Source organism: Streptomyces sp. C1-1 (assembly GCF_050214755.1).
In the GTDB taxonomy this organism is placed as follows: Bacteria; Actinomycetota; Actinomycetes; order Streptomycetales; family Streptomycetaceae; genus Streptomyces.
This window is the reverse complement of the sequence record NZ_CP189826.1, coordinates 5,112,737-5,137,197: the sequence shown is the minus strand read 5'-3', so window position 1 is coordinate 5,137,197 and position 24,461 is coordinate 5,112,737. Positions and strand designations below refer to the sequence as shown.

At 69.1% G+C, this 24,461-nt stretch carries 18 protein-coding genes and 1 tRNA gene; 10 read left to right on the top strand and 9 right to left on the bottom strand.

Features of this window, described 5'->3' with window-relative positions; translation table 11 throughout:
* Positions 1 to 320 precede the first annotated feature (320 nt).
* The 8 genes from ACQF4J_RS23450 to rpmH all read right to left on the bottom strand — a co-directional run bounded on the left by ACQF4J_RS23450 (position 321) and on the right by rpmH (position 6,322).
* Positions 321 to 1,421: a ParB/RepB/Spo0J family partition protein gene (locus ACQF4J_RS23450; protein WP_351802290.1), complete on the bottom strand. Its 1,101-nt coding sequence runs from the start codon at positions 1,419 to 1,421 to the stop codon at positions 321 to 323.
* Entirely contained in the window at positions 1,418 to 2,491 is a 1,074-nt protein-coding gene (locus ACQF4J_RS23445) for a ParA family protein (RefSeq protein ID WP_351582638.1), read from the bottom strand. Before ACQF4J_RS23445 ends, ACQF4J_RS23450 begins: the two co-directional genes overlap by 4 nt.
* A 265-nt stretch (positions 2,492 to 2,756) precedes the next feature.
* A complete protein-coding gene (gene rsmG / locus ACQF4J_RS23440) occupies positions 2,757 to 3,473 on the bottom strand; it encodes a 16S rRNA (guanine(527)-N(7))-methyltransferase RsmG (protein WP_351582634.1) in 717 nt (238 codons plus the stop codon).
* 120 nt (positions 3,474 to 3,593) lie between these two features.
* Positions 3,594 to 4,106 carry a protein jag gene (locus ACQF4J_RS23435; RefSeq protein WP_351582632.1) on the bottom strand — a complete coding sequence of 171 codons (513 nt, stop codon included), beginning with the start codon at positions 4,104 to 4,106 and terminating at the stop codon, positions 3,594 to 3,596.
* A 15-nt stretch (positions 4,107 to 4,121) separates the two neighbouring features.
* Positions 4,122 to 5,414, bottom strand: coding sequence for a membrane protein insertase YidC (gene yidC, locus ACQF4J_RS23430; RefSeq protein ID WP_351582630.1), 1,293 nt, complete (start codon positions 5,412 to 5,414; stop codon positions 4,122 to 4,124).
* 3 nt (positions 5,415 to 5,417) lie between these two features.
* Entirely contained in the window at positions 5,418 to 5,795 is a 378-nt protein-coding gene (gene yidD / locus ACQF4J_RS23425) for a membrane protein insertion efficiency factor YidD (RefSeq protein ID WP_079078066.1), read from the bottom strand.
* The gene (gene rnpA, locus ACQF4J_RS23420) at positions 5,792 to 6,163 is read right to left on the bottom strand and encodes a ribonuclease P protein component (protein ID WP_142153595.1); all 372 of its coding nucleotides are present in this window, start codon (positions 6,161 to 6,163) and stop codon (positions 5,792 to 5,794) included. The genes yidD and rnpA overlap by 4 nt, the downstream gene beginning before the upstream one ends.
* 21 nt (positions 6,164 to 6,184) lie before the next feature.
* Entirely contained in the window at positions 6,185 to 6,322 is a 138-nt protein-coding gene (rpmH, locus tag ACQF4J_RS23415) for a 50S ribosomal protein L34 (protein WP_015659252.1), read from the bottom strand.
* A gap of 384 nt (positions 6,323 to 6,706) precedes the next feature.
* Between rpmH and dnaA the strand changes: the two genes are divergently transcribed.
* From dnaA to ACQF4J_RS23365, 10 genes are all read left to right on the top strand, one after another.
* A complete protein-coding gene (dnaA, locus tag ACQF4J_RS23410; RefSeq protein ID WP_427166763.1) occupies positions 6,707 to 8,656 on the top strand; it encodes a chromosomal replication initiator protein DnaA in 1,950 nt (649 codons plus the stop codon).
* An 872-nt stretch (positions 8,657 to 9,528) separates the two neighbouring features.
* A complete protein-coding gene (dnaN, locus tag ACQF4J_RS23405; RefSeq protein ID WP_058924298.1) occupies positions 9,529 to 10,659 on the top strand; it encodes a DNA polymerase III subunit beta in 1,131 nt (376 codons plus the stop codon).
* 190 nt (positions 10,660 to 10,849) lie between these two features.
* Positions 10,850 to 11,725, top strand: a complete 876-nt coding sequence (gene gnd / locus ACQF4J_RS23400; RefSeq protein ID WP_351582626.1) for a phosphogluconate dehydrogenase (NAD(+)-dependent, decarboxylating) — start codon at positions 10,850 to 10,852, stop codon at positions 11,723 to 11,725.
* Positions 11,726 to 11,778: 53 nt separating this feature from the next.
* Complete coding sequence (gene recF, locus ACQF4J_RS23395) at positions 11,779 to 12,900, top strand: DNA replication/repair protein RecF (RefSeq protein ID WP_351582624.1); 1,122 nt, start codon at positions 11,779 to 11,781, stop codon at positions 12,898 to 12,900.
* Positions 12,897 to 13,430 (top strand): DUF721 domain-containing protein, encoded by a 534-nt coding sequence (locus ACQF4J_RS23390; RefSeq protein WP_351582622.1) that lies wholly within the window; start codon positions 12,897 to 12,899, stop codon positions 13,428 to 13,430. Before recF ends, ACQF4J_RS23390 begins: the two co-directional genes overlap by 4 nt.
* Positions 13,431 to 13,827: 397 nt before the next feature.
* On the top strand, positions 13,828 to 15,888 hold the full coding sequence (gene gyrB, locus ACQF4J_RS23385; RefSeq protein ID WP_351582620.1) for a DNA topoisomerase (ATP-hydrolyzing) subunit B: 2,061 nt from the start codon (positions 13,828 to 13,830) through the stop codon (positions 15,886 to 15,888).
* A 42-nt stretch (positions 15,889 to 15,930) separates the two neighbouring features.
* A complete protein-coding gene (gyrA, locus tag ACQF4J_RS23380) occupies positions 15,931 to 18,525 on the top strand; it encodes a DNA gyrase subunit A (RefSeq protein ID WP_351582618.1) in 2,595 nt (864 codons plus the stop codon).
* An 18-nt stretch (positions 18,526 to 18,543) separates the two neighbouring features.
* The gene (locus tag ACQF4J_RS23375; protein WP_351582615.1) at positions 18,544 to 19,356 is read left to right on the top strand and encodes a DUF3566 domain-containing protein; all 813 of its coding nucleotides are present in this window, start codon (positions 18,544 to 18,546) and stop codon (positions 19,354 to 19,356) included.
* Positions 19,357 to 19,444: 88 nt separating this feature from the next.
* Positions 19,445 to 19,521, top strand: a tRNA-Ile gene (locus tag ACQF4J_RS23370).
* A 71-nt stretch (positions 19,522 to 19,592) separates the two neighbouring features.
* The gene (locus ACQF4J_RS23365; RefSeq protein ID WP_351582613.1) at positions 19,593 to 19,955 is read left to right on the top strand and encodes a VOC family protein; all 363 of its coding nucleotides are present in this window, start codon (positions 19,593 to 19,595) and stop codon (positions 19,953 to 19,955) included.
* A gap of 129 nt (positions 19,956 to 20,084) precedes the next feature.
* Here the strand turns inward: ACQF4J_RS23365 and ACQF4J_RS23360 are convergent, their stop codons facing one another.
* Positions 20,085 to 24,047, bottom strand: a complete 3,963-nt coding sequence (locus ACQF4J_RS23360) for an AAA family ATPase (protein WP_427166762.1) — start codon at positions 24,045 to 24,047, stop codon at positions 20,085 to 20,087.
* Positions 24,048 to 24,461 lie beyond the last annotated feature (414 nt).

Genomic DNA, 24,461 nt, shown 5'->3' with positions numbered 1-24,461 from the left:
GGCTGTTCCTCGCTTCCTTCGCCCGCGGCGTCGCGAGCGGCTGTCAGAGAGCTCCGTTCCCTCAGAAGGCTGCCGACGAAGCCGCCGACCGCCCCCAGCCCCAGGGCCGCGCTCATCAGTCCGGTCCGGCTCACCGTTCCCATGGCCCCTGCCTCCCCTCAGAGGTTGCCTGGTGGGTGCGCCACACCCGATCGCATCGTATCCACGATGCGATTCCATCGATAGCGGCTAAAAGCAAAGAGCGGGCCGTGTCCGGTACACACCGGACACGGCCCGCCTGGCCCGCCACCGGCCCACAGAGGGGCCGGTGGCCGCATTCTCTACGCCTCGGACTCCTCGGAGTCACCGTCGTGAATGCCCTGCTGAAGGACCGGCCCCTCGCCGGGAGCGAGCGTGCCGAGGATTCGCTCGAGGTCCTCCATCGACGCGAACTCGACGGTGATCTTGCCCTTCTTCTGCCCCAGGTCGACCTTCACGCGCGTCTCGAAACGATCCGAGAGCCGGGTGGCGAGGTCCGTCAGCGCCGGGGAGACACGGGTACCGGCTCGTGGCCCCTTGGAGCGCTGAGCGCTCTGCGGCCGCGAACCCATCAGCGTCACGATCTCCTCGACGGCCCGCACCGAGAGCCCCTCAGCGACGATGCGGTGTGCCAGCCGGTCCTGCTCCTCCGAGTCCTCCACGGAGAGCAGGGCCCGGGCATGACCGGCCGACAGCACCCCTGCGGCCACCCGGCGCTGCACGGCTGGCGACAGCTTCAGCAGACGCAGGGTGTTGGACACCTGCGGGCGAGACCGGCCGATGCGGTCGGCCAGCTGGTCGTGGGTGCAGTTGAAGTCCTTCAGGAGCTGGTCGTAGGCGGCGGCCTCTTCCAGCGGGTTCAGCTGCGCACGGTGCAGGTTCTCCAGGAGGGCGTCCAGGAGGAGCTTGTCGTCGTCCGTGGCCCGCACGATCGCCGGGATGGCGTCCAGGCCCGCCTCGCGGCTGGCCCGCCAGCGCCGCTCGCCCATGATGAGCTCGTAGCGCGAGGGCCCGACCTGACGCACGACGACCGGCTGGAGAAGGCCGACCTCCTGGATGGAGGTGACCAGTTCCTGCAGTGCGTCCTCGTCGAAGACCTCGCGGGGCTGGCGCGGGTTCGGAGTGATGGAGTCGAGGGGGAGTTCCGCGAAGTGAGCGCCCATGGGGGCCGCGGGAATCTCCTCGACACCGTTCGGCGACGGCACCTCGGTTTCATGTGAAACCGGCGGCAGCGTTGTCACCTTCGCCGCGGCCACCCCACGGTCCGTCGTCAGCACCGGTACCGACGACGGGGACGCGGCACTCGCGCCTCCCACCGCGGCCGAAGCCGGCGTCTTCTCCGTCGGGGCAGCGGGGATCAGTGCGCCGAGTCCACGGCCCAGACCCCTCCGTCGCTCGCTCACTGAATGCCCTCCACCATGCTCGGATTACTCTGGGCGCCGATATGGGCCTGCGTCGGGTCGTAACTGACGCCGACACCCTTCAACGCGATTTCTCGTGCCGCCTCAAGATAGGACAACGCACCGCTGGACCCCGGATCGTAGGTCAGCACTGTCTGTCCATAGCTCGGCGCTTCGGAGATACGGACCGAGCGGGGAATGCTCGTCCGCAGCACCTCGTCACCGAAGTGGGTGCGCACCTCTTCCGCGACCTGTGACGCGAGCCGCGTCCGGCCGTCGTACATGGTGAGCAGGATCGTCGATACGTGCAGGGCGGGGTTGAGGTGCCCCCGCACCAGATCCACGTTGCGCAGCAGCTGGCCCAGGCCCTCAAGTGCGTAGTACTCGCACTGGATCGGGATGAGGACCTCCGCACCGGCGACCAACGCGTTGACCGTCAGCAGACCGAGCGAGGGCGGGCAGTCGATGAGGATGTAGTCCAGCGGGTGCTCGTAGGCCTGGATCGCGCGCTGGAGTCTGCTCTCGCGTGCCACCAGGGACACCAGCTCGATCTCCGCACCGGCGAGATCGATCGTGGCGGGCGCGCAGAAGAGCCCCTCGACATCCGGGACGGGCTGAACGACGTCGGCCAGCGGCTTGCTGTCGATCAGTACGTCGTAGATGGACGGCACTTCGGCGTGGTGGTCGATCCCCAGGGCCGTGGACGCGTTGCCCTGCGGGTCGAGGTCGACCACGAGGACCCGGCCTCCGTGGACGGCCAGCGAAGCGGCGAGGTTGACCGTCGTCGTCGTCTTGCCCACGCCACCCTTCTGGTTGGCGACCACGATGACGCGGGTCTGCTCGGGCCGCGGCAGGCCCTCGCCCGCTCGGCTCAGTGCCTCCACGGCGAGTTGGGCAGCACGACCGATCGGAGTGTCGTCCATCGGGGGCGGTGTTTCACGTGAAACATCCTCCCCCATCGACTCGGTACGGGGACCGGGGACCGGATCGGTCATCGGTCCCGCGATGTTGGCGTCGGACCGCAAGGATTCACTCTCCTCGACTTCAGGCTCGCAATGAACAGAGCCTCCCATGCCTTCGGGGTCGTGAACCAGTGAGGCCTGGGGTTCTGTGGAGAAATCCACCTCTGTGGACAACTCGGTTCCCTCATCGAGTGAACCGAGGGGCCTGCGGTCGCGGGGTTCGGCCGCAGCGCGGCCCCGGCTGATGATGCCGTGCAGCAGTGAGCGACGTTTCACGTGAAACACGATGCAGCGCAGCGGCGATCGAACGGTCGCGACACTCCGACGTGCATAGGTTGGGCAGCTTGTGTGGAGTAAGTCTCGTCGTCGGGACGGATCACCGACGTCGGCGAGCCCTGCCCGTTCGGGCCGCCTTGGCTCGCTTGGCCGCAAAGCGCACGCCGCCAGGGCTCTCGCCGACCTCCACCCGCACCACAGTGGACAGAGGATCGACCACGCCCTCACCGACGTGCAGGACCGACGTCTCCACCGCGCCGAGCTTACTCAGGGCCGTGGCAGCGGCCTTCAGCTCCTCCTCGGCCGTGTCCCCCTTGAGTGCCAGCATCTCCCCGTACGGACGCAGCAGCGGAATGCCCCAGGCGGCCAGGCGGTCCAGCGGCGCCACGGCCCGTGCGGTCACGACATGCACCGCCGGCAGCTTGCCCATGACCTCCTCGGCCCGGCCCCGCATGACCGTCACATGGTCCAGGCCCAGCAGCTCCACGACCTCGGTGAGGAAGTTCGTGCGGCGCAGCAGGGGTTCCAGCAGCGTGATCTTCAGGTCCTCGCGGACGAGAGCCAACGGGATACCGGGCAGACCGGCGCCCGAGCCCACGTCGCACACGGTCACGCCCTCGGGCACGACCTCCGAGAGTACGGCGCAGTTCAGCAGGTGCCGTTCCCACAGGCGGGGCACTTCGCGTGGCCCGATGAGACCGCGCTGCACACCCGCCTCGGCGAGCAGCTCCGCGTAGCGAACCGCGTCCGCGAAGCGATCACCGAACACCTCACGTGCCTGCTCGGGCGCAGGGGGGAGCTCCGCTGCCTCCGTCACGGGGACCGTCCTTCCGTACCGCATCGGCGCATCACAGCGCCGGCCACCAGAACTACCAGGCTGACAAAGTCCGGCCCCGTCTGCGCTACAGACGGGGCCGGACGAAACGTATGGATCCGATCAGGCGGGAAGCACGACGACGAAGCGCTGCGGCTCTTCGCCCTCGGACTCGCTGCGCAGGCCCGCGGCCTTGACCGCGTCGTGCACGACCTTGCGCTCGAACGGCGTCATCGGATTCATCTTCACCGGCTCACCGGTGTTCTTGACCTCGGCCGCGGCCTTCGCCCCCAGCTCGGAGAGCTCGGCGCGCTTCTTGGCGCGGTAGCCGCCGATGTCCAGCATCAGACGGCTGCGGTCGCCGGTCTCCCGGTGCACCGCCAGGCGCGTGAGCTCCTGGAGCGCCTCCAGCACCTCACCGTCACGGCCGACCAGCTTCTGCAGGTCTCGGCTCCCCGTGTCGCTGATGATCGAGACAGCGGCGCGGTCGGCCTCGACGTCCATGTCGATGTCGCCGTCGAGATCGGCGATGTCCAGCAGACCCTCGAGGTAGTCCGCCGCGATCTCGCCCTCCTGCTCCAGGCGGGTCAGGGTGTCTGCACCCTCGGCAGCGGCGGAGGTGGTGCCTTCCGTCACGGGATGGGCTCCTTCTTACTTCTTGGACGGGGACTTGGGGCGCTGCTGGCCCTTGCGCTGCCCGGACTGGGCCTTGCTGCGGGTGCCGGTGCCGGGCTGCGAGGCGGCCTTCTTGGCAGCGGCGGCAGGCTTGGCATCCTCGGGCTTGGCGTCCTCGGGCTCGTCGGACTTGCTCAGCGACGTGGTCGGTTCGGAGTCGCCCGGCTTGGTCGTGCCGGACTGACGCTGGGCCTTGGTCTGACGCTTGGGCTGCTGGCGCTTGGGGGCGGCGGTGCCGGTGGTCGGCGTACCGTCCTCGGTCTGCGTGGCCACGGCGGCGTCGCTCTTCACCACGGTGCCGTCGGTCTGGGCCGCGAGGCCGGCCTTGTTGAGACCGTTGATGAACTTGCGCTCGAACTCGTTGCGGTCGCGGCCCTTGGCGACGATCGCCTTCACGATGGTCTTCTCGCTGCGCCGGCGGACCTTGCCGTGGTGCGTGACGTGCTTGGTCAGACGCTCCAGGTAGGCGGCCTGGGCCTTGGAACCCGGGGTCGGGTTGTTGTGGATGACGTACATCTGCTGGCCCATGGTCCACACGTTGGTGGTCAGCCAGTAGACGAGGACACCGACCGGGAAGTTGATGCCGAAGACGGCGAACATGACCGGGAAGACGTACATCAGCATCTTCTGCTGCTGCATGAACGGCGTCTTCACCGTGGTGTCGACGTTCTTCGTCATCAGCTGGCGCTGCGTGTAGAACTGCGACGCCGACATCATGACGATCATGATCGCGGTGACGACCCGGACGTCGGTCAGCGAGGCGCCGAGGGACTCCACCTTCGCCGAGCTGTCGGTGAACTTCGCCGCCAGCGGGGCGCCGAAGATGTGCGCCTTACGGGCGCTGGCGAGCAGCGACTCGTTGATGACGCCGATCGTCGAGCCCGTCGCGATGCCGTTGAGCACGTGATACAGGGCGAAGAAGAACGGCGACTGCGCCAGGATGGGAAGGCACGAGGAGAGCGGGTTGGTGCCCGTCTCCTTGTACAGCTTCATCATCTCTTCGGACTGACGCTGCTTGTCGTTCTTGTAGCGCTCCTGGATCTTCTTCATCTCGGGCTGGAGCGTCTGCATCGCCCGAGTGGCCTTGATCTGCTTCACGAAGAGCGGGATCAGGCAGATCCGGATCAGGATCACCAGGGACACGATGGACAGGCCCCAGGCCCAGCCCGTGTCGGGGCCGAAGATCTTCCCGTACACGGAGTGGAACTGGACGATGACCCATGAGACGGGTGTCGTGATGAAGCTGAAGAGGCTGGCAATCGTGTCCACTAATCATGCTCCTTGGGCATGGGACGAGGTCTCTGCGGCCGGGCTCGAAGGAGGATTCTCTTCGGTGCTCGAAACAGGATTCTCTTCGGGGGCCGTTGCGGCGGCGGAGGACCCGCCCCTGCGTGCACGCCACGCGTCACGCAGCATTTCGTGCCATCGCGGACGCTTGCGGGGCGGTACATGGTCCACACCGCCCAGCGACCACGGATTGCACCGCAGGATGCGCCAGGCGGTGAGCGCCGTGCCCTTGATCGCGCCGTGCCGGTCGATGGCCGTGTAGCCGTAGTGGGAACACGACGGGTAGTACTTGCACACCGGTCCGAGCAGCGGACTGATCGTCCACTGGTACAGCTTGATCAGAGCCAGCAGCGGGTACTTCATCGCGCGCCCCCTCCCAGCAGCCGCTCGATGGCGGCATCCAGGTCTCGGGCCAGTTGTGCATGGTCGGCATCGCCCGCGCCGGGCAACGCTCGTACGACTACCAGGCTACCGGGGGGCAGGAGAGCCACCCGCTCGCGCATCAGATGACGCAGTCTGCGCTTGACCTTGTTGCGTACGACCGCACCGCCCACGGCCTTGCTCACGACGAAACCCGCACGCGTCGGGGGAGCGCTCTCCCCAGGCGCGTGCGGGTCCGTGGCACCGCTACGTAGATGGACGACGAGGGACGGGCGCCCGGCCCGGCGCCCTCGTCGTACCGCGGTCGCGAAGTCCTCGCGCCGCCTCAGCCGGTTCTCGGTGGGCAGCACGACGGCATGACCTGACCGGGATCAGGCGGACAGGCTGGCGCGACCCTTGGCACGACGGTTCGCGAGAATCGCGCGACCGGCACGGGTACGCATCCGCAGGCGGAAGCCGTGGGTCTTCGCGCGACGACGGTTGTTCGGCTGGAAGGTGCGCTTGCTCACTCGGGGGCTCCAGAAATCAAATCGGTGGGTGCGGGTGCCGTCCTGGCTGTCACCGTGCGCCCACGATTAGCTCGCAGTTACGCCCGAGTGCACCGCTTCCCGATCACCTGACGCGATCTGTGCCCTTCGGAGGCAGGCGGCAGCAGCCATCGACAACTCGACCTGGTTACGGTACGCGGGGCTACGCCATCCGGTCAAACCAGGGATCACGGAGAGACACTATCCACAGGCTGGGGACAACAACTTGAACCGCACCCGTCGCCCTGACTACCGTGGCTGAACTCCGATTCGTTCCCTTGAACCCTTGTTCATGGCTCCACCCCATTTGAATCCCGACCCGTCCCACAACCACACGTTCGTGGGACTCGTGAGAGAGCGTGCCCTGTGGCTGACGTACCTGCCGATCTTGCCGCAGTGTGGCCACGAGTACTCGAGCAGCTCCTGGGTGAGGGCCGCGGGCAGGGCGTGGAGACGAAGGACGAGCACTGGATCCGTCGCTGCCAGCCTCTCGCGCTGGTCGCCGACACCGCACTGCTCGCCGTACCGAACGAGTTTGCGAAGGGTGTGCTCGAAGGGCGTCTCGCTCCGATCGTCAGCGAGACCCTGAGCCGCGAGTGCGGCCGTCCGATCCGGATCGCGATCACCGTCGACGACTCCGCGGGCGAGCCCCCCGCCCCTCCTGCGCCCCCGGCCCGCAGCCAGCAGCGCTACGAGGAACCCGAGCTCCCCTCCGGCGGCTACGACAACGGCCAGTACGACGGCTACGGCCGCCACCGCGCCGACGACCACCGCCCCGGCCGGCCCGACCAGCTCCCCGGCGCCCCCGGCGACCAGCTGCCCACGGCCCGCCCCGCCTACCCCGGCGAGTACCAGCGCCCGGAGCCCGGCGCCTGGCCGCGCCCCTCGCAGGACGACTACGGCTGGCAGCAGCAGCGCCTCGGCTTCCCGGAGCGGGACCCGTACGCGTCCCCGTCCCAGGAGTCCTACGGCTCCCCGCAGGACTCGTACAACCCCGGGGTCCCCCAGGACTACCGTCCGCAGTCGATGGAGCGCCCCTCCTACGACGGCCCGCGCCCGGACTACGACCAGGGCCGCCCCGACTACGACCAGCCGCGCTCCGAGTACGACCACGGGCGCCAGGACTACGACCAGCGCGACGGCCGCCGCGAGCTGCCCGAGCCACCGGCCGGCTCCGGTCACGTGCACCGCGGTGGCCCCGTCGGCTCCCAGCTGCCCGCCGCCAGCGGCGCCCCCGGCCCGCTGGCGGCGAAGCCCGCGCCGGCGACCGGCCCCGGCGAGCCCACGGCGCGCCTGAACCCGAAGTACCTCTTCGACACGTTCGTCATCGGCGCCTCCAACCGCTTCGCGCACGCGGCCGCGGTGGCCGTCGCCGAGGCGCCGGCGAAGGCGTACAACCCCCTTTTCATCTACGGGGAGTCGGGGCTCGGCAAGACGCACCTGCTGCACGCGATCGGGCACTACGCGCGCAGCCTCTACCCGGGCACGCGCGTGCGGTACGTGAGCTCTGAGGAGTTCACCAACGAGTTCATCAACTCCATCCGCGACGGCAAGGGCGACAGCTTCCGCAAGCGCTACCGCGAGATGGACATCCTGCTCGTCGACGACATCCAGTTCCTCGCGGACAAGGAGTCGACGCAGGAGGAGTTCTTCCACACCTTCAACACGCTCCACAACGCCAACAAGCAGATCGTGCTCTCCAGCGACCGGCCGCCCAAGCAGCTGGTGACGCTGGAGGACCGGCTGCGGAACCGTTTCGAGTGGGGCCTGATCACCGACGTCCAGCCGCCCGAGCTGGAGACGCGGATCGCGATCCTGCGCAAGAAGGCCGTGCAGGAGCAGCTCAACGCCCCGCCGGAGGTACTGGAGTTCATCGCCTCGCGGATCTCGCGCAACATCCGTGAGCTGGAGGGCGCGCTGATCCGGGTGACGGCGTTCGCCTCCCTCAACCGGCAGCCGGTGGACCTGGGCCTGACGGAGATCGTCCTGAAGGACCTGATCCCCGGGGGCGAGGACTCGGCGCCCGAGATCACGTCGACGGCGATCATGAGCGCGACCGCCGACTACTTCGGCCTCACCGTGGAGGACCTGTGCGGCACCTCCCGCGGCCGCGCCCTGGTCACGGCCCGCCAGATCGCCATGTACCTGTGCCGTGAGCTGACGGACCTGTCGCTGCCGAAGATCGGCGCGCTGTTCGGCGGACGCGACCACACGACCGTGATGCACGCGGACCGCAAGATCCGCAATCTGATGGCCGAGCGCCGCTCGATCTACAACCAGGTGACCGAGCTGACGAACCGCATCAAGAACGGCTGACACAGGCCGGCTCACGACGCCGAGGGCGCCCCGGGGACGAGATCCCGGGGGCGCCCTTCTTCATGCCGTCGTATCCGCCTGTTCGATTACCTGCCTGGTTACGGCCTCTCTCCACAGATTCGGTGACTTTCTTCCGTCCACATCCTGGGGACTGCGAAGTTGTCCAGATCGCAGTCCACAGGCACGCTGTCGAAAGACCGTCGCGCCAGGTCAGCCGGTTGTGGATTCGTGGACGAAGGATCTCCACAGACTGTGGACAGAGGAGTGATCCACAAGCTGTGCACAAAGTTGTCCACCGGCAACCCACAGGCTGAGGGCGGTTGTCCCCAGCGATCCCCAGCTTCTCCACATGGCTGTCCACTGTTCGGCAACGCGACCCGCCCGATCACCGGGCCGAGTGAAAGCCGTCACACGAAGGTGCCGGGTTGGGCTGTGGGAAAGGTGGGTAAAGCTGGGGACGACGCTGGGGAGAAGTCGCCTCAGGCTGTGCACGGGGTGTGCAGAACTTTCCGTTCTCCACAGAACCCCGGAGTTGTCCACCGTCTTCGCCCACAGGGCCGGTGGACAAAATCTCGCATCTGAGCTGGGAAAACAGGGTTATCCACGGTTTCCACAGGCCCTACTACTACTCCCAACTAGAGAGAGCGAGAAGTTCGTTTCGAAGAGGGCCCTGTGCACAACTCGCTGTCCGGCTCCCGGCTGCCCCTCGTCACGACTTGACCCCGAGAGGCACCTACTGTCAGTGCCGTGCGTCAGACTGTTCCCCGGTGTCCTTCCCCTCACAGGGGGCCCACTACACCGGGACGAGCACCGAGACAGACGACGAAGCCACGCAGGCCGAGAAGCGCCGGCAACAGCAGGAGGCGGCAACAGTGAAGATCCGGGTGGAACGCGACGTACTCGCGGAGGCCGTGGCCTGGGCGGCACGCAGCCTTCCGGCCCGTCCGCCGGCGCCTGTCCTCGCCGGCCTCCTGCTGAAGGCCGAGGACGGGGCTCTGAGCCTGTCCAGCTTCGACTACGAGGTTTCCGCGCGTGTGTCGGTGGAGGCGGAGGTCGAGGAGGAGGGCACGGTCCTCGTCTCCGGCCGGCTGCTCGCCGACATCTGCCGCGCGCTGCCCAACCGTCCGGTGGAGATCTCCACAGACGGTGTACGGGCGACGGTGGTCTGCGGCTCCTCGCGGTTCACACTCCACACCCTGCCTGTGGAGGAGTACCCGGCCCTGCCGCAGATGCCGAACGCGACGGGCACGGTGCCCGGCGAGGTCTTCGCCTCGGCCGCCTCCCAGGTGGCCATCGCCGCCGGCCGTGACGACACGCTGCCCGTGCTGACCGGTGTCCGCATCGAGATCGAGGGCGACACGGTCACGCTGGCCTCCACCGACCGCTACCGCTTCGCGGTCCGCGAGTTCCTGTGGAAGCCTGAGAACCCGGAGGCGTCCGCGGTCGCCCTGGTGCCCGCCAAGACCCTTCTGGACACCGCCAAGGCGCTGACCAGTGGCGACAGCGTGACGTTGGCGCTGTCCGGTTCGGGCGCGGGCGAGGGCCTGATCGGTTTCGAGGGCGCGGGCCGGCGCACCACCACGCGCCTGCTGGAGGGCGACCTCCCGAAGTACCGCACCCTGTTCCCGACCGAGTTCAACTCCGTCGCCGTGATCGAGACCGCCCCCTTCGTGGAGGCCGTCAAGCGTGTGGCCCTGGTGGCCGAGCGCAACACCCCGGTGCGGCTGAGCTTCGAGCAGGGCGTGCTCATCCTGGAGGCCGGCTCCAGCGACGACGCACAGGCTGTGGAAAGGGTCGACGCGCAGCTGGAGGGCGACGACATCTCGATCGCCTTCAACCCGACGTTCCTGCTGGACGGCCTGAGCGCGATCGACTCCCCGGTGGCCCAGCTGTCGTTCACGACGTCGACGAAGCCCGCGCTGCTGAGCGGCAAGCCGGCTCTGGACGCCGAGGCGGACGAGGCCTACAAGTACCTGATCATGCCGGTGCGGCTGAGCGGCTGACGCGGCCGAACGTCCGTCGGGTTGTCCACAGGGCGTGGACAACCCGACGTCCATCTGGGGAGAAGCCGCAGGTGGGGGTGTGCGTATGAGCGCGTATGCCCACAGGTGTGCGCGAGCGTCCGGGTTTAGGCTTCGGACACAGGTACGAACGTGCCTCACACGCCACACAGCGACCTAAGGAACAACTCTGATGGAGCTCGGTCTCGTCGGCCTCGGCAAGATGGGCGGCAACATGCGCGAGCGGATCCGCCGCGCGGGCCACACCGTCGTCGGATTCGACCGCAACCCGGACCTCGCGGACGTCCACAGCCTCAAAGAGCTTGTGGAGAGCCTCGCGGCGCCGCGTGTGGTCTGGGTGATGGTCCCGGCCGGTGGGCCCACCCAGTCGACGATCGACGAACTGGCCGAGCTGCTGCAGCCGGGCGACGTCGTCGTGGACGGCGGCAACTCCCGCTGGACGGACGACGAGAAGCACGCCGAGGAACTCGCGGCCAAGGGCATCGGCTTCGTCGACTGCGGCGTCTCCGGCGGCGTCTGGGGCCTGGAGAACGGCTACGCGCTGATGTACGGCGGCGACGCGGAGAACGTCGCCAAGGTGCAGCCGGTCTTCGACGCCCTCAAGCCCGAGGGGAAGTTCGGCGCGGTGCACGCCGGCAAGGTCGGTGCGGGCCACTTCGCGAAGATGGTCCACAACGGCATCGAGTACGCGATGATGCAGGCCTACGCCGAGGGCTGGGAGCTGCTGGAGAAGGTCGACTCGGTCACGGACGTGCGCGAGGTCTTCCGCTCCTGGCAGGAGGGCACGGTCATCCGCTCCTGGCTGCTGGACCTGGCGGTGAACGCCCTCGACGAGGACGAGCACCTGGACAGGCTGAAGGGTTTTGCACAGGACTCCGGTGAGGGACGCTGGACTGTGGAAGCCGCCATCGACAACGCCGTGCCGCTCCCGGCGATCACGGCCTCCCTCTTCGCGCGGTTCGCGTCGCGCCAGGAGGACTCTCCGCAGATGAAGATGATCGCGGCGCTGCGCAACCAGTTCGGCGGCCACGCGGTCGAGAAGAAGTAATCCACAGGGCTGTCGAGAACAGTCCACAACCTGGGGGAGGTCGGCGACCGACCATGCACGTCACGCATCTGTCGCTGGCCGACTTCCGCTCGTACGCCCGGGTCGAGGTCCCGCTCGACCCGGGCGTCACCGCCTTCGTCGGCCCGAACGGCCAGGGCAAGACCAACCTCGTCGAGGCCGTCGGCTACCTCGCCACCCTCGGCAGCCACCGCGTCGCCTCCGACGCCCCCCTGGTGCGCATGGGCGCCGACCGCGCCGTCATCCGGGCGCAGGTCAGACAGGGCGAGCGGCAGCAGCTGGTCGAGCTGGAGCTGAACCCAGGCAAGGCCAACCGGGCCCGCATCAACAGGTCCTCGCAGGTCAAGCCGCGTGACGTGCTGGGCATCGTGCGGACCGTGCTGTTCGCGCCGGAGGATCTGGCCCTGGTCAAGGGCGACCCCGGCGAGCGGCGCCGCTTCCTCGACGACCTGATCACCGCCCGCTCCCCGCGCATGGCCGGCGTGCGCTCCGACTACGAACGGGTCCTCAAGCAGCGCAACACCCTGCTCAAGAGCGCCGCGCTGGCCCGGCGCCACGGCGGCCGCTCCATGGACCTGTCCACGCTCGACGTGTGGGACCAGCATCTGGCGCGCGTGGGCGCGGAGTTGCTCGCGCAGCGCCTGGACCTGATCGCCGCGATCCAGCCGCTGGCCGACAAGGCGTACGAGCAACTGGCCCCCGGCGGCGGGCCGGTCGCCCTCGACTACAAGCCGTCGGCCCCCGGTGAGGCGCATACCCGGGAGGATCTCTACGAGCAGTTGATGGCGGCGCTCGCGGAGGCGCGCAAGGGCGAGATCGAGCGGGGCGTCACCCTCGTGGGACCGCACCGGGACGATCTGCTGCTGAAACTGGGTCAGTTGCCCGCCAAGGGGTACGCGTCCCACGGCGAGTCCTGGTCGTACGCGCTGTCGCTGCGGCTGGCCTCCTACGACCTGCTGCGGGCGGAGGGCAACGAGCCGGTGCTGGTCCTGGACGACGTCTTCGCCGAGTTGGACACGCGCCGCCGGGAGCGGCTGGCGGAACTGGTCGCACCCGGCGAGCAGGTGCTGGTGACGGCCGCGGTGGACGACGACGTACCGCACGTACTGACCGGGACGCGGTACGCGGTGTCGGAGGGGACGGTGGAGCGCGTATGACGAACCAGGAGCCCACGCCCGAGAAGCCAGCCGAACCCAGTGGCGTCGACCTCGCGCGCGTGGCGTTGCGCGCGGCCAAGGAGGCCGCACGCGCGCGTGGGGACGCCGCGCAGCAGAAGAAGCAGGCGCGGCGCGGCGGGCTGCGCTCCGGTGCCCGGGCCGACGGGCGCGACCCGATGGCGTTCGGTGCCGCGATCAACCGTCTGATCACCGAGCGCGGGTGGGAGGCGCCGGCCGCGGTGGGCGGGGTGATGGGGCGTTGGCCGCAGATCGTCGGCGAGGACGTGGCCAAGCACTGTGTGCCGGAGAAGTACGACGAGGACGAGCGGGTGCTTCTCGTGCGGTGCGACTCCACGGCCTGGGCGACGAATCTGCGGTTGCTCGCGCCGACTTTGGTGGCGCGTCTCAACGAGGATCTCGGGCACGACCGGGTGCGGGTGATCAAGGTGCAGGGCCCCGGCGGTCCCGCCCGTCGCTACGGCCCCCTGCGCGCCCCCGGCAGCACCGGACCCGGCGATACGTACGGGTGACAGACCTCACATCCACAGGCTGTGGGCGGTCCGATCGCACAGCGGTCGGCCGTGCCTTCGTGCGCCCGCGCGGGGGCGCGAATCGGGACCTGACTCCCAAGTAGCCAAGGGTTGACAGTCAGAAGCGCTGAATGCCTCTGTGAGCCTCTTGGAGCCCCGCTCCGTATATGGGGACCCGGAGAAGACCGGTTGAGGGCGGCACATGCGGACTCAGGTACCGGCAAACCCCCATCACTGTCGGCGCTACCGGTAGACTGGAAGCCAATCCCGCCCCAGTCGTGGGGACGCCCGGGAAAAGCTGAGCAACGCTGATCAAGGCTTACCAACGCAACATGCCGCAGCCGCTCCGGCAACCTGCCGACGAGCCCGGCTCGTGCTGTGCCAGAAAGGGCGCTTCGTGGCCGATTCCGGCAACCCCAACGAGAACATCCCGTCCACCGACGCCGGCGAGAACGTCGCGGTGACTTCGTCGAACGGCGAGGTCACCGCCTCGTACGACGCCAGCGCCATCACCGTCCTCGAAGGCCTGGACGCGGTCCGCAAGCGCCCCGGCATGTACATCGGCTCGACCGGTGAGCGAGGACTGCACCACCTCGTGTACGAGGTCGTCGACAACTCGGTCGACGAGGCACTGGCGGGTTACGCGGACACCATCGACGTGACGATCCTGGCCGACGGCGGCGTCCGCGTCGTCGACAACGGTCGAGGCATCCCTGTCGGCATCGTGCCCTCCGAGGGCAAGCCGGCCGTCGAGGTCGTGCTGACGGTGCTGCACGCGGGCGGCAAGTTCGGCGGCGGCGGCTACGCGGTCTCCGGCGGTCTGCACGGCGTGGGCGTCTCCGTCGTCAACGCCCTGTCGTCGAAGGTCTCCGTCGAGGTCAGGACCGACGGCCACCGCTGGACCCAGGACTACAAGATGGGCGTCCCGACCGCCCCGCTCGCCAAGCACGAGGCGATCGAGGAGACCGGCACGTCGGTCACCTTCTGGGCCGACGGCGACATCTTCGAGACCACCGAGTACTCCTTCGAGACGCTCTCGCGGCGCTTCCAGGAGATGGCGTTCCTCAACAAGGGTTTGACGATCAAACTCACGGACGAGCGCGAGTCGGCGAAGGCGACCACCGGGGCGGACGAGGCCGGCGCGGACGTCAAGGACGAGGTCAAGACCGTCACGTACCACTACGAGGGCGGCATCGTCGACTTCGTGAAGTACCTCAACTCCCGCAAGGGAGAGGTGGTGCACCCCACCGTCATCGACCTGGAGGCGGAGGACAAGGACAAGAGCCTGTCCCTCGAGGTCGCCATGCAGTGGAACAGCGGCTACAGCGAGGGCGTGTACTCCTTCGCCAACATCATCCACACGCACGAGGGCGGTACGCACGAAGAGGGCTTCCGCGCCGCGCTGACGAACCTGATCAACAAGTACGCGCGCGACAAGAAGCTGCTGCGGGAGAAGGACGACAACCTCACGGGCGACGACATCCGCGAGGGTCTGACCGCGATCATCTCGGTGAAGCTGAGCGAGCCTCAGTTCGAGGGCCAGACGAAGACCAAGCTGGGCAACACGGAGGCGAAGACCTTCGTGCAGAAGGCGGTCTACGAGCACCTCCAGGACTGGCTGGACCGCAACCCGAACGAGGCGGCGGACATCGTCCGCAAGGGCATCCAGGCGGCCACCGCGCGCGTGGCGGCCCGCAAGGCGCGCGACCTCACCCGCCGCAAGGGCCTGCTGGAGTCGGCGTCCCTGCCGGGCAAGCTGTCGGACTGCCAGTCCAACGACCCGACCAAGTGCGAGATCTTCATCGTCGAGGGTGACTCCGCCGGCGGTTCGGCCAAGTCCGGCCGCAACCCGCAGTACCAGGCGATCCTCCCGATCCGAGGCAAGATCCTCAACGTGGAGAAGGCGCGGATCGACAAGATCCTGCAGAACCAGGAGATCCAGGCGCTGATCTCGGCCTTCGGCACGGGTGTGCACGAGGACTTCGACATCGAGAAGCTCCGCTATCACAAGATCATCCTGATGGCGGACGCCGACGTCGACGGCCAGCACATCAGCACCCTTCTGCTGACCTTCCTGTTCCGCTTCATGCGGCCGCTGGTCGAGGCCGGGCACGTGTACCTGTCGCGTCCGCCGCTGTACAAGATCAAGTGGGGCCGGGACGACGTGGAGTACGCGTACTCCGACCGTGAGCGCGACGCGCTGATCGAGATGGGCCGCCAGCGCGGCAAGCGCGTCCGCGAGGACTCCATCCAGCGCTTCAAGGGTCTCGGCGAGATGAACGCCGAGGAACTGCGCATCACGACCATGGACCAGGAGCACCGCGTCCTCGGTCAGGTCACCCTCGACGACGCCGCCCAGGCCGACGACCTGTTCTCGGTCCTCATGGGCGAGGACGTCGAGGCCCGGCGCCAGTTCATCCAGCGCAACGCCAAGGACGTCCGCTTCCTCGACATCTGAGTCGGTCTCAGCTGACCGCACCAGGAAGGATCTTCACCAGCAATGGCCGACGAGAACACTCCCGTCACCCCTGAAGAGGGCGGCGACCTCGCGATGCGTGTCGAGCCCGTCGGGCTCGAGACGGAGATGCAGCGCTCGTACCTGGACTACGCGATGTCCGTCATCGTGTCCCGTGCGCTGCCCGACGTCCGGGACGGTCTCAAGCCCGTCCACCGCCGCGTCCTGTACGCGATGTACGACGGCGGCTACCGCCCCGAGCGCGGCTTCTACAAGTGCGCGCGCGTGGTCGGCGACGTCATGGGCAACTACCACCCGCACGGCGACAGTTCGATCTACGACGCGCTGGTCCGTCTCGCCCAGCCGTGGTCGATGCGGATGCCGCTGGTGGACTCCAACGGCAACTTCGGCTCTCCGGGCAACGACCCGGCGGCGGCCATGCGCTACACCGAGTGCAAGATGGCGCCGCTGTCGATGGAGATGGTCCGTGACATCGACGAGGAGACCGTCGACTTCACGGACAACTACGACGGCCGCTCCCAGGAGCCGACCGTCCTGCCGGCCCGCTTCCCGAACCTGCTGATCAACGGCTCGGCCGGTATCGCGGTCGGCATGGCGACCAACATCCCGCCGCACAACCTGCGCGAGGTCGCGGCCGGCGCCCAGTGGTACCTGGAGAACCCGGAAGCCTCGCACGAGGAGCTGCTGGACGCGCTCATGGAGCGCATCAAGGGCCCCGACTTCCCGACCGGCGCGCTCGTCGTCGGCCGCAAGGGCATCGAGGAGGCCTACCGCACGGGCCGCGGCTCGATCACCATGCGCGCGGTCGTCGAGGTCGAGGAGATCCAGAACCGCCAGTGCCTGGTGGTCACGGAGCTGCCGTACCAGACCAACCCGGACAACCTCGCGCAGAAGATCGCCGACCTGGTGAAGGACGGCAAGATCGGCGGCATCGCCGACGTCCGCGACGAGACGTCCTCGCGCACCGGCCAGCGTCTGGTCATCGTGCTCAAGCGGGACGCGGTCGCCAAGGTCGTCCTCAACAACCTCTACAAGCACACGGATCTGCAGTCGAACTTCGGCGCCAACATGCTGGCGCTGGTCGACGGCGTTCCGCGCACGCTGTCCCTGGACGCGTTCATCCGCCACTGGGTGACGCACCAGATCGAGGTCATCGTCCGCCGTACGCGCTTCCGGCTGCGCAAGGCCGAGGAGCGGGCGCACATCCTGCGCGGCCTGCTGAAGGCCCTGGACGCCATCGACGAGGTCATCGCGCTGATCCGGCGCAGCGACACCGTCGAGATCGCGCGCGGGGGCCTGATGCAGCTCCTGGAGATCGACGAGATCCAGGCGAACGCCATCCTCGAGATGCAGCTGCGCCGGCTCGCGGCCCTGGAGCGGCAGAAGATCGTCCAGGAGCACGACGAACTCCAGGCGAAGATCAACGAGTACAACCAGATCCTCGCCTCCCCGGTCCGCCAGCGCGGCATCGTCAGCGAGGAACTCGCCGCGATCGTCGAGAAGTACGGCGACGACCGCAAGACGATGCTGGTGCCCTTCGACGGCGACATGTCCATCGAGGACCTCATCGCCGAGGAGGACATCGTCGTCACCGTCACCCGCGGCGGTTACGTCAAGCGCACCAAGACGGACGACTACCGGGCGCAGAAGCGCGGCGGCAAGGGCGTGCGCGGCGCGAAGCTGAAGGAAGACGACATCGTCGACCACTTCTTCGTCTCCACCACCCACCACTGGCTGCTGTTCTTCACCAACAAGGGCCGGGTGTACCGGGCGAAGGCCTACGAGCTTCCCGACGCCGGCCGTGACGCGCGGGGCCAGCACGTCGCGAACCTGCTCGCGTTCCAGCCGGACGAGGCGATCGCCGAGATCCTCGCGATCCGCGACTACGAGGCGGCGCCCTACCTGGTCCTGGCGACCAAGGGGGGTCTGGTGAAGAAGACGCCTCTGAAGGATTACGATTCGCCTCGTTCCGGCGGCGTCATCGCGATCAACCTCCGTGAGATGGAGGACGGTTCCGATGACGAACTGATCGGAGCGGAACTTGTATCGGCCGAGGACGATTTGCTTCTGATCAGCAAGAAGGCACAGTCGATCAGGTTCACCGCCACGGACGACGCTCTGCGTCCCATGGGCCGGGCCACCTCCGGTGTCAAGGGCATGAGTTTCCGCGAGGGCGATGAACTTCTGTCGATGAATGTTGTTCGACCCGGTACGTTCGTGTTCACTGCCACAGACGGCGGGTACGCGAAGCGGACCGCAGTCGACGACTACCGCGTCCAGGGTCGCGGAGGCCTTGGTATCAAGGCCGCCAAGATCGTGGAGGACCGCGGTTCGCTGGTCGGCGCGCTGGTGGTCGAGGAGACCGACGAGATCCTCGCCATCACGCTGTCGGGTGGTGTGATTCGTACGCGAGTCAACGAGGTCAGGGAGACGGGCCGTGACACCATGGGTGTCCAACTGATCAACCTGGGCAAGCGCGATGCCGTGGTCGGCATCGCACGTAACGCCGAGGCGGGGCGCGAGGCGGAGGAGGTCGACGGTGACGACACCGTGGACGAGACCGCCGAAGGTGCCGCGACCACCGGCACGGACGAGGGTGAGTCGCCCTCGGCCGAGTAGGACGAGGAGTGAGTCATCGTGAGCGGAGCCACGGGCGCCGGATCGCCCGGTACCTCGACGGGTACGGATGCGGACGGCGGCGGCCGTGGCTCCGCCGCGCGTGCGGCGGATCCGCACACGACCCAACTTCGCAAGGTCGAGGCGGGCCCGACCAGTCCGCCCTCGTCCGACTCCCAGGGAGCCCAAGGGGGAACCGTGACGGACACCCGAGGTCCGCAGACGCAGCAGCCTGCCGGGGCGGCCCCGCCGACGCAGGGCGACCGGACCACCGCGCAGCCGCAGTCCTCGGCGCAGGCCGCCCCGCAGCAGCAGGCGGCCTCCCCGCTCCCCGGTGAGCGCGGACCGCAGCAGCCCGCCGGGCCCTACCACCCGCCGCAGGCCTACCCGGCTGCCGCGGGGCCGGAGCGCACGTCGACCGGCGCCATGCGCCGCCCCCGTACCGGCGCGCGCACCACTCCCCGTATCCGCAAGGCACGCCTGCGGGTGGCGAAGGCCGACCCGTGGTCGGTGATGAAGATGAGCTTCCTGCTCTCGATCGCGCTGGGCATCTGCACGGTCGTGGCGTCGGCGGTGCTGTGGATGGTCATGGACGCGATGGGCGTCTTCTCGTCGGTGGGCGGCACCATCTCGGAGGCGACCGGCTCCAACGAGTCGAACGGCTTCGACCTGCAGTCGTTCCTGTCGCTGCCGCACGTGCTGATGTTCGCCTCGATCATCGCGGTCATCGATGTCGTCCTCGCGACGGCGCTGGCGACCCTCGGCGCGTTCATCTACAACCTCTCCGCGGGCTTCGTCGGGGGCATCGAGCTGACGCTCGCCGAGGACGAGTGAGCCCTGACGGCTATCGATTTTGGGACTGCCCACGTCGTGCGCTAATCTTCAGGAGTCAGCGCGCGGGACACACACCGCAGAGCGCGGCGGGGCTATAGCTCAGTTGGTTAGAGCGCATCCCTGATAAGGATGAGGCCACAGGTTCAAATCCTGTTAGCCCCACCAGCGTGAAGGCCCCCGGTCCGGATGGATCGGGGGCCTTCAGCGTTGTGATCATGTGTGCATAGACTCTGCGAATGACCTTGCAATGGGAACAGGTAATCGTTCACTCGGCGGACCCGGCTGCGCTGGGGCAGTGGTGGGCCGATGCCCTCGGTTGGGTCGTCGTCCACTCCTCCGATGACGAGTTCGAGATCCGCCCGGCGCCGGACCGCGTGCCGGGTCTGGACTTCGTCCGGCTCGCGGAGGCCAAGCAGTCCAAGAGCCGGCTGCACCTCGACTTCAGGCCCGACGACCAGGCGGCCGAGGTGGCGCGCCTGGAGGCCCTCGGCGCGAAGCGCGTCGACATCGGCCAGGGCGACCAGTCGTGGATCGTCATGGCCGACCCCGAGGGCAACGAGTTCTGCATCCTCGGCCAACTGCGCCCCGAGAACGCCTGAGCGCACATGAAAAGACCCGACCGCTGGCGACGGGGGATGCACCAGCGGTCGGGCTATGGCCAAGGGTAACAAGGCCGGTTGCCCGGCGGGAGCCAACTGTTCGGCCGGAACCGAGAGTTGTGATCCGGATCACGACGTTCCGCACGGAGGGTCGTAGGAGAGCCGCGGCAGGTACTCGTGCCACTTCTGGGGTGTCAGTACGCCCCTGGTGGTCGAGCAGATGCGATGGATGGCCACGTCGACGTCGAGGTTCCACAGGCGGATCGTGTCGGAGCCGCTGGAGACGCCGAGCATGTGCGTGGAGGGGCTGAAGGCGAGGAAGTTGCCCGTCTTGGCGTTGGGGCTCATCGACTGGCCGATGGGGACGGCGTCGGACGGGTCGCCGACGTTCCACAGGCGGACCGTGCTGTCGTTGCCGCCGCTGGCCAGGGTGCTGCCGTCCCGGCTGTAGGTCAGCGAGACGACCGCCTCGGAGTGGCCGGTGAGCGGGGAACCGGCGGCATGCGCGCCGCGGGGGTCGGTGACGTCCCACAGGCGGACCGTGTCGTCGTCGCTGCCGCTGGCGAGCGTACGGCCGTCGGGACTGTAGGCGAGTGCGTTGACCGGGCCGAGGTGGCCCCTGAGCGGCTTGCCCAGCAGCTTGGCGCCGGCCGGTCGGGTCACGTCCCACAGCCGTACGGCGCCGTCCTCACTGCCGCCGGCGAGCGTGCGGCCGTCCGGGGTGAAGGCGAGGGAGTCGATGAACCCCTTGGGACCGGAGATCGGCTTGCCGAGTGGTTTCACGTGAAACGGGTCGGCGATGTCCCACAGCTGGATCGTGCGGTCCTCGTAGGGCGTCGCCAGAATGCGGCCGTCGGGACTGAAGACGATGGCCTTCGGGCCCATGAACCGGGTCTTCAGGCGGATGTCGGGCCCGGCGGGGGCCGAACGGGCCGGGTCGCGGACGTTCCACAGGGCCACCGTGCGGTTGCCCGTCAGTACGGCGAGGATGCGGCCGTCGGGGGAGAAGGCCGGTGAGCGGTCGCTGCCGTCCGCGGCCATGAACGGTTTGCCCAGCAGTGCGGGCCGGGCGGTTCTGCGCACGTCCCACATGCGGATACGTCCGTCGCTCCCGGCCGTGGCCAGGACCTTGCCGTCCGGCCGGAAGGTGCCCCGGTGGCCGATCAGGTCCGAGGTCGGTATCGACCACAGGCGGACCTTGCTGTCGCCGCTGCCGGTGGCGAGGGTCCTGCCGTCGGGACTGAAGCCCAGGGCGTACATCTCGCCGCTGCTGCCCGCCAGCGGCTCGCCGACCTGGGAGGGGTACGCCGGGTCGCTGACGTTCCACAGGCTGGCCGTGCTGTCGGCGCTGCCCGCGGCGAGCATCGTGCCGTCGTGGTTGAAGGCCACCGACCAGACGGGACCGGTGTGGCCGGTCAGCGGGGAGCCGAGGGGCCTGGCCCGCGCCGGGTCGGTCACGTCCCACAGCCGTACGGTGTCGTCGACGCTGCCGCTGGCGAGGGTGTGACCGTCGGGGCTGAACGCCACCGAGTGCACGGTACCGGTGTGCCCGGTCAGGGCCGGGCCGGTCCGCTTCGGACGGTGCCGGTCGCTCACGTTCCAGAGCATGACCGTGTCGTCGTCGCCCCCGGCGGCGACGGTGCGGCCGTCGGGACTGAAGGCGAGGGAGCGCACGGCGGCGGAGTGGCCGGTCAGCGTGGTCAGTGAGCGGGGCCGGTCCCCGGTCATGTTCCACAGACGGACGGTGTGGTCCTCGTTCGCCGTGGCCAGGGTGCGGCCGTCCGGGCTGAAGGAGATCAGGTAGATCGTGCCGTCGTGGCCGGTCAGGGGCGTGCCGAGCGGCTTGGGGTGGCGCGGGTCGCGGATGTCGTACAGCCGGACCGTGCCGTCGTCCGAGGCGCTGGCCAGGGTGCGGCCGTCGGGGCTGAAGACGGCGCTGCTGACCCAGCTGGTGTGGCCGGTCAGGGGCGTGCCCAGCGCCTTGGGGCGGGTGCGGTCCGCCACGTCCCACAGCCGCACCGTCCGGTCGCCGCTGGCGGTGGCGAGCAGACGGCCGTCCGGGCTGAACGTCGTCAGGTAGACCGCGCCCGTGTGGCCGAGGAGAGGGGTGGCCAGGGGGGCGTTGACGATCGATATCAGCCTGCTGTTGGTGCCGGCGTCGTCCGAGCGCAGCCGGTGGGCGACCAGGTCGAGCTGGGCCGACAGCGAGGGGTCCGTGTACTGCACCCGGTCCGCCTCCGCGAGCACCTGCTCGAACACGGCGTCGTCGCGCTGCTGCCACGCGATCACGGCCGCTCCGGCGGCCACCACCGCCAGCGCGACCAGGGCAGCGACCGCGCCGCGGCCGATCCAGACCATGCGTCGGCGCAGCCGGACCGAGGCGGCCAGGAACTCCACCGCGCCGCGGGTGAGGAACGTGTCACCGGCCGACTTCGCCCAGCTGTGGGCCTGTCCCAGCCTCGACCCCCGGTACAGCAGGGAGGAGTCGCGGCCCGACTCCTCCCAGGCCTGGCCGTCCTCCTCCAGCCGCTGGCGCAGCAGATGGTCCCCGCGGTCCTCGTCGATCCACTCGCGCAGCCGCGGCCAGGCGTGCAGCAGCGCCTCGTGGGTGATCTCCACGGTCTCCGCGTCCAGCGTCACCAGCCGCGCGCGCACCAGCGCCTCGAGGGACTCCTCCGTCTTGTCCGGGTCCGCCGACTCCTGGGCCAGCTGCCTGCGGGTGCCGCGCCTGCGGGTCGCCTGGGTGTCCTCGCCGAGCCGCACGAGCCGCAGCAGCAGCACCCGGGCCGCCGTACGCGCCGCCGGGTCCAGGCCCGACCAGGCGCGCTCCGCGGTCGCCGCCACCGCCCCCTGGATGCCGCCCGCGGCGCGATAGCCCGCGACCGTCAGCCGGCCTGCCTTGCGCCGCTGCCAGGTGGCGAGCAGGGCGTGCGACAGCAGCGGCAGCGCGCCGGCGTCGTGGACTCCGCGGGGTCCGTCGGCGCTCACCTCCCGCACGATCAGCTCCGCGAGACCGGGTTCGAGTTCCAGACCCACGGCTTTGGCGGGGCCGGTCACCGCCTCGCGCAGCTCGGTGGCGGTCAGCGGGCCGAGCACCATGTGCCGGTGCTGGAGCGCGTCGGCGAGTTCGGGGTGGGCGAGGCACTGCTCGTAGAAGTCGGCACGGATGCCGAGGACGACCAGCACCGGGGCGAGGGCGCCCGGGCCGGAGGGCGAACACGCGGCATGCAGGACCCGCACGAACGTACGCCCGGTCGTCTCGTCGGCGCAGAGGGTGAAGGTCTCCTCGAACTGGTCCACGATCAGCACCGGGCGGCCCGTGGAAGGCGCCTGCCGTCGTGCCCACGCCGCGACGGCCGCCCGTACCGCGTCCGGCTGGGCGCCGGAGGCGACGGCCTCGGCGAGCTCGGGGATCCGGCGGGTCAGCTCGGCGAGCGGATCGGCACCGGGCACCAGCTGCAGCACGGGCTGCGGGTCGTCCTCGTCGCTCAGTGCGCCGCCGCGGACCGCGTTGACCAGGCCGGCGTTCAGCAGGGAGGACTTCCCCGCGCCCGAGGCGCCGACCAGCATCACCAGGCCGCCGCTCTTCTCCGTGGCGCGCAACTGCTCGACCAGGGCTCGGGTGCTGCGCTCCCGGCCGAAGAACCAGCGGGCGTCCTCCTGGCGGTAGGAGGCCAGCCCGCGGTACGGACACACCCCGCCCTCGGCCGGCGGGGCCTCCTCCGCCTCCGCGGCCGCGGGGCGCTCGCCGGCCGGATCGGCCACGGCGCGCTCCCACAGCCGCTGCCACTGCGCCATGTCGTACAGACCGGCGGACACCGGCGTGGGCCGCGCGCGCCGCGCCTGTGGGATCAGGATGTGCAGCACCGCGGCGAGGGCGGCGAACTGCGCCGGTACGTTCTTCGCCCGCCGCCAGTCGCTGATCCGCTGCGCGGAGACCCGTACGGGCCGACCCCGCTCGTCGATCCGCTGCAGCTGTACGACGGCCTCGGCCACGCGCGCGAGGGGCGGGTTGCCGGCCTCCTTGTAGAGCAGCGCGAGGCGCTCCGCGAAGGCTGTGCGTGCCCCTGACTCGGAACGCAAGGCCTCCACTCCTTACTTCCCCCGCCGTTGAACATCCGGACCGGAAAACTCACCTTATACGCCTGACCTGCGGATTAAGGGTCCGGAACCAGACCGGAATCTCCTCGGTTCAAGCCACAACTGGCAGGATCGTGCGCTGTAACGCGCCCGTCACGCTTCGTTCGCGCCGGTCATCGGCGCAGCGCGCGCCCGTCCGGGCCCGACAGATCCGTGGAGAGAGTCCCCGGCTGGGCAGCTCCCACGCCGACCACGGATCCGGTCCTTCCTCCTTCCGCGTCATCGCGGCGCGTGAGGAGGCTGCCCGCAGCGTTCGGCGCCGGTCCCCACGAGGGGAGGGACCGGAGCCGAACGACGCGGGTCTCGCGCAGGGCGTGAAGCGGGGCGTGAAGAGTACGGAGGCGCGCACTGGTCATCTGACGGATC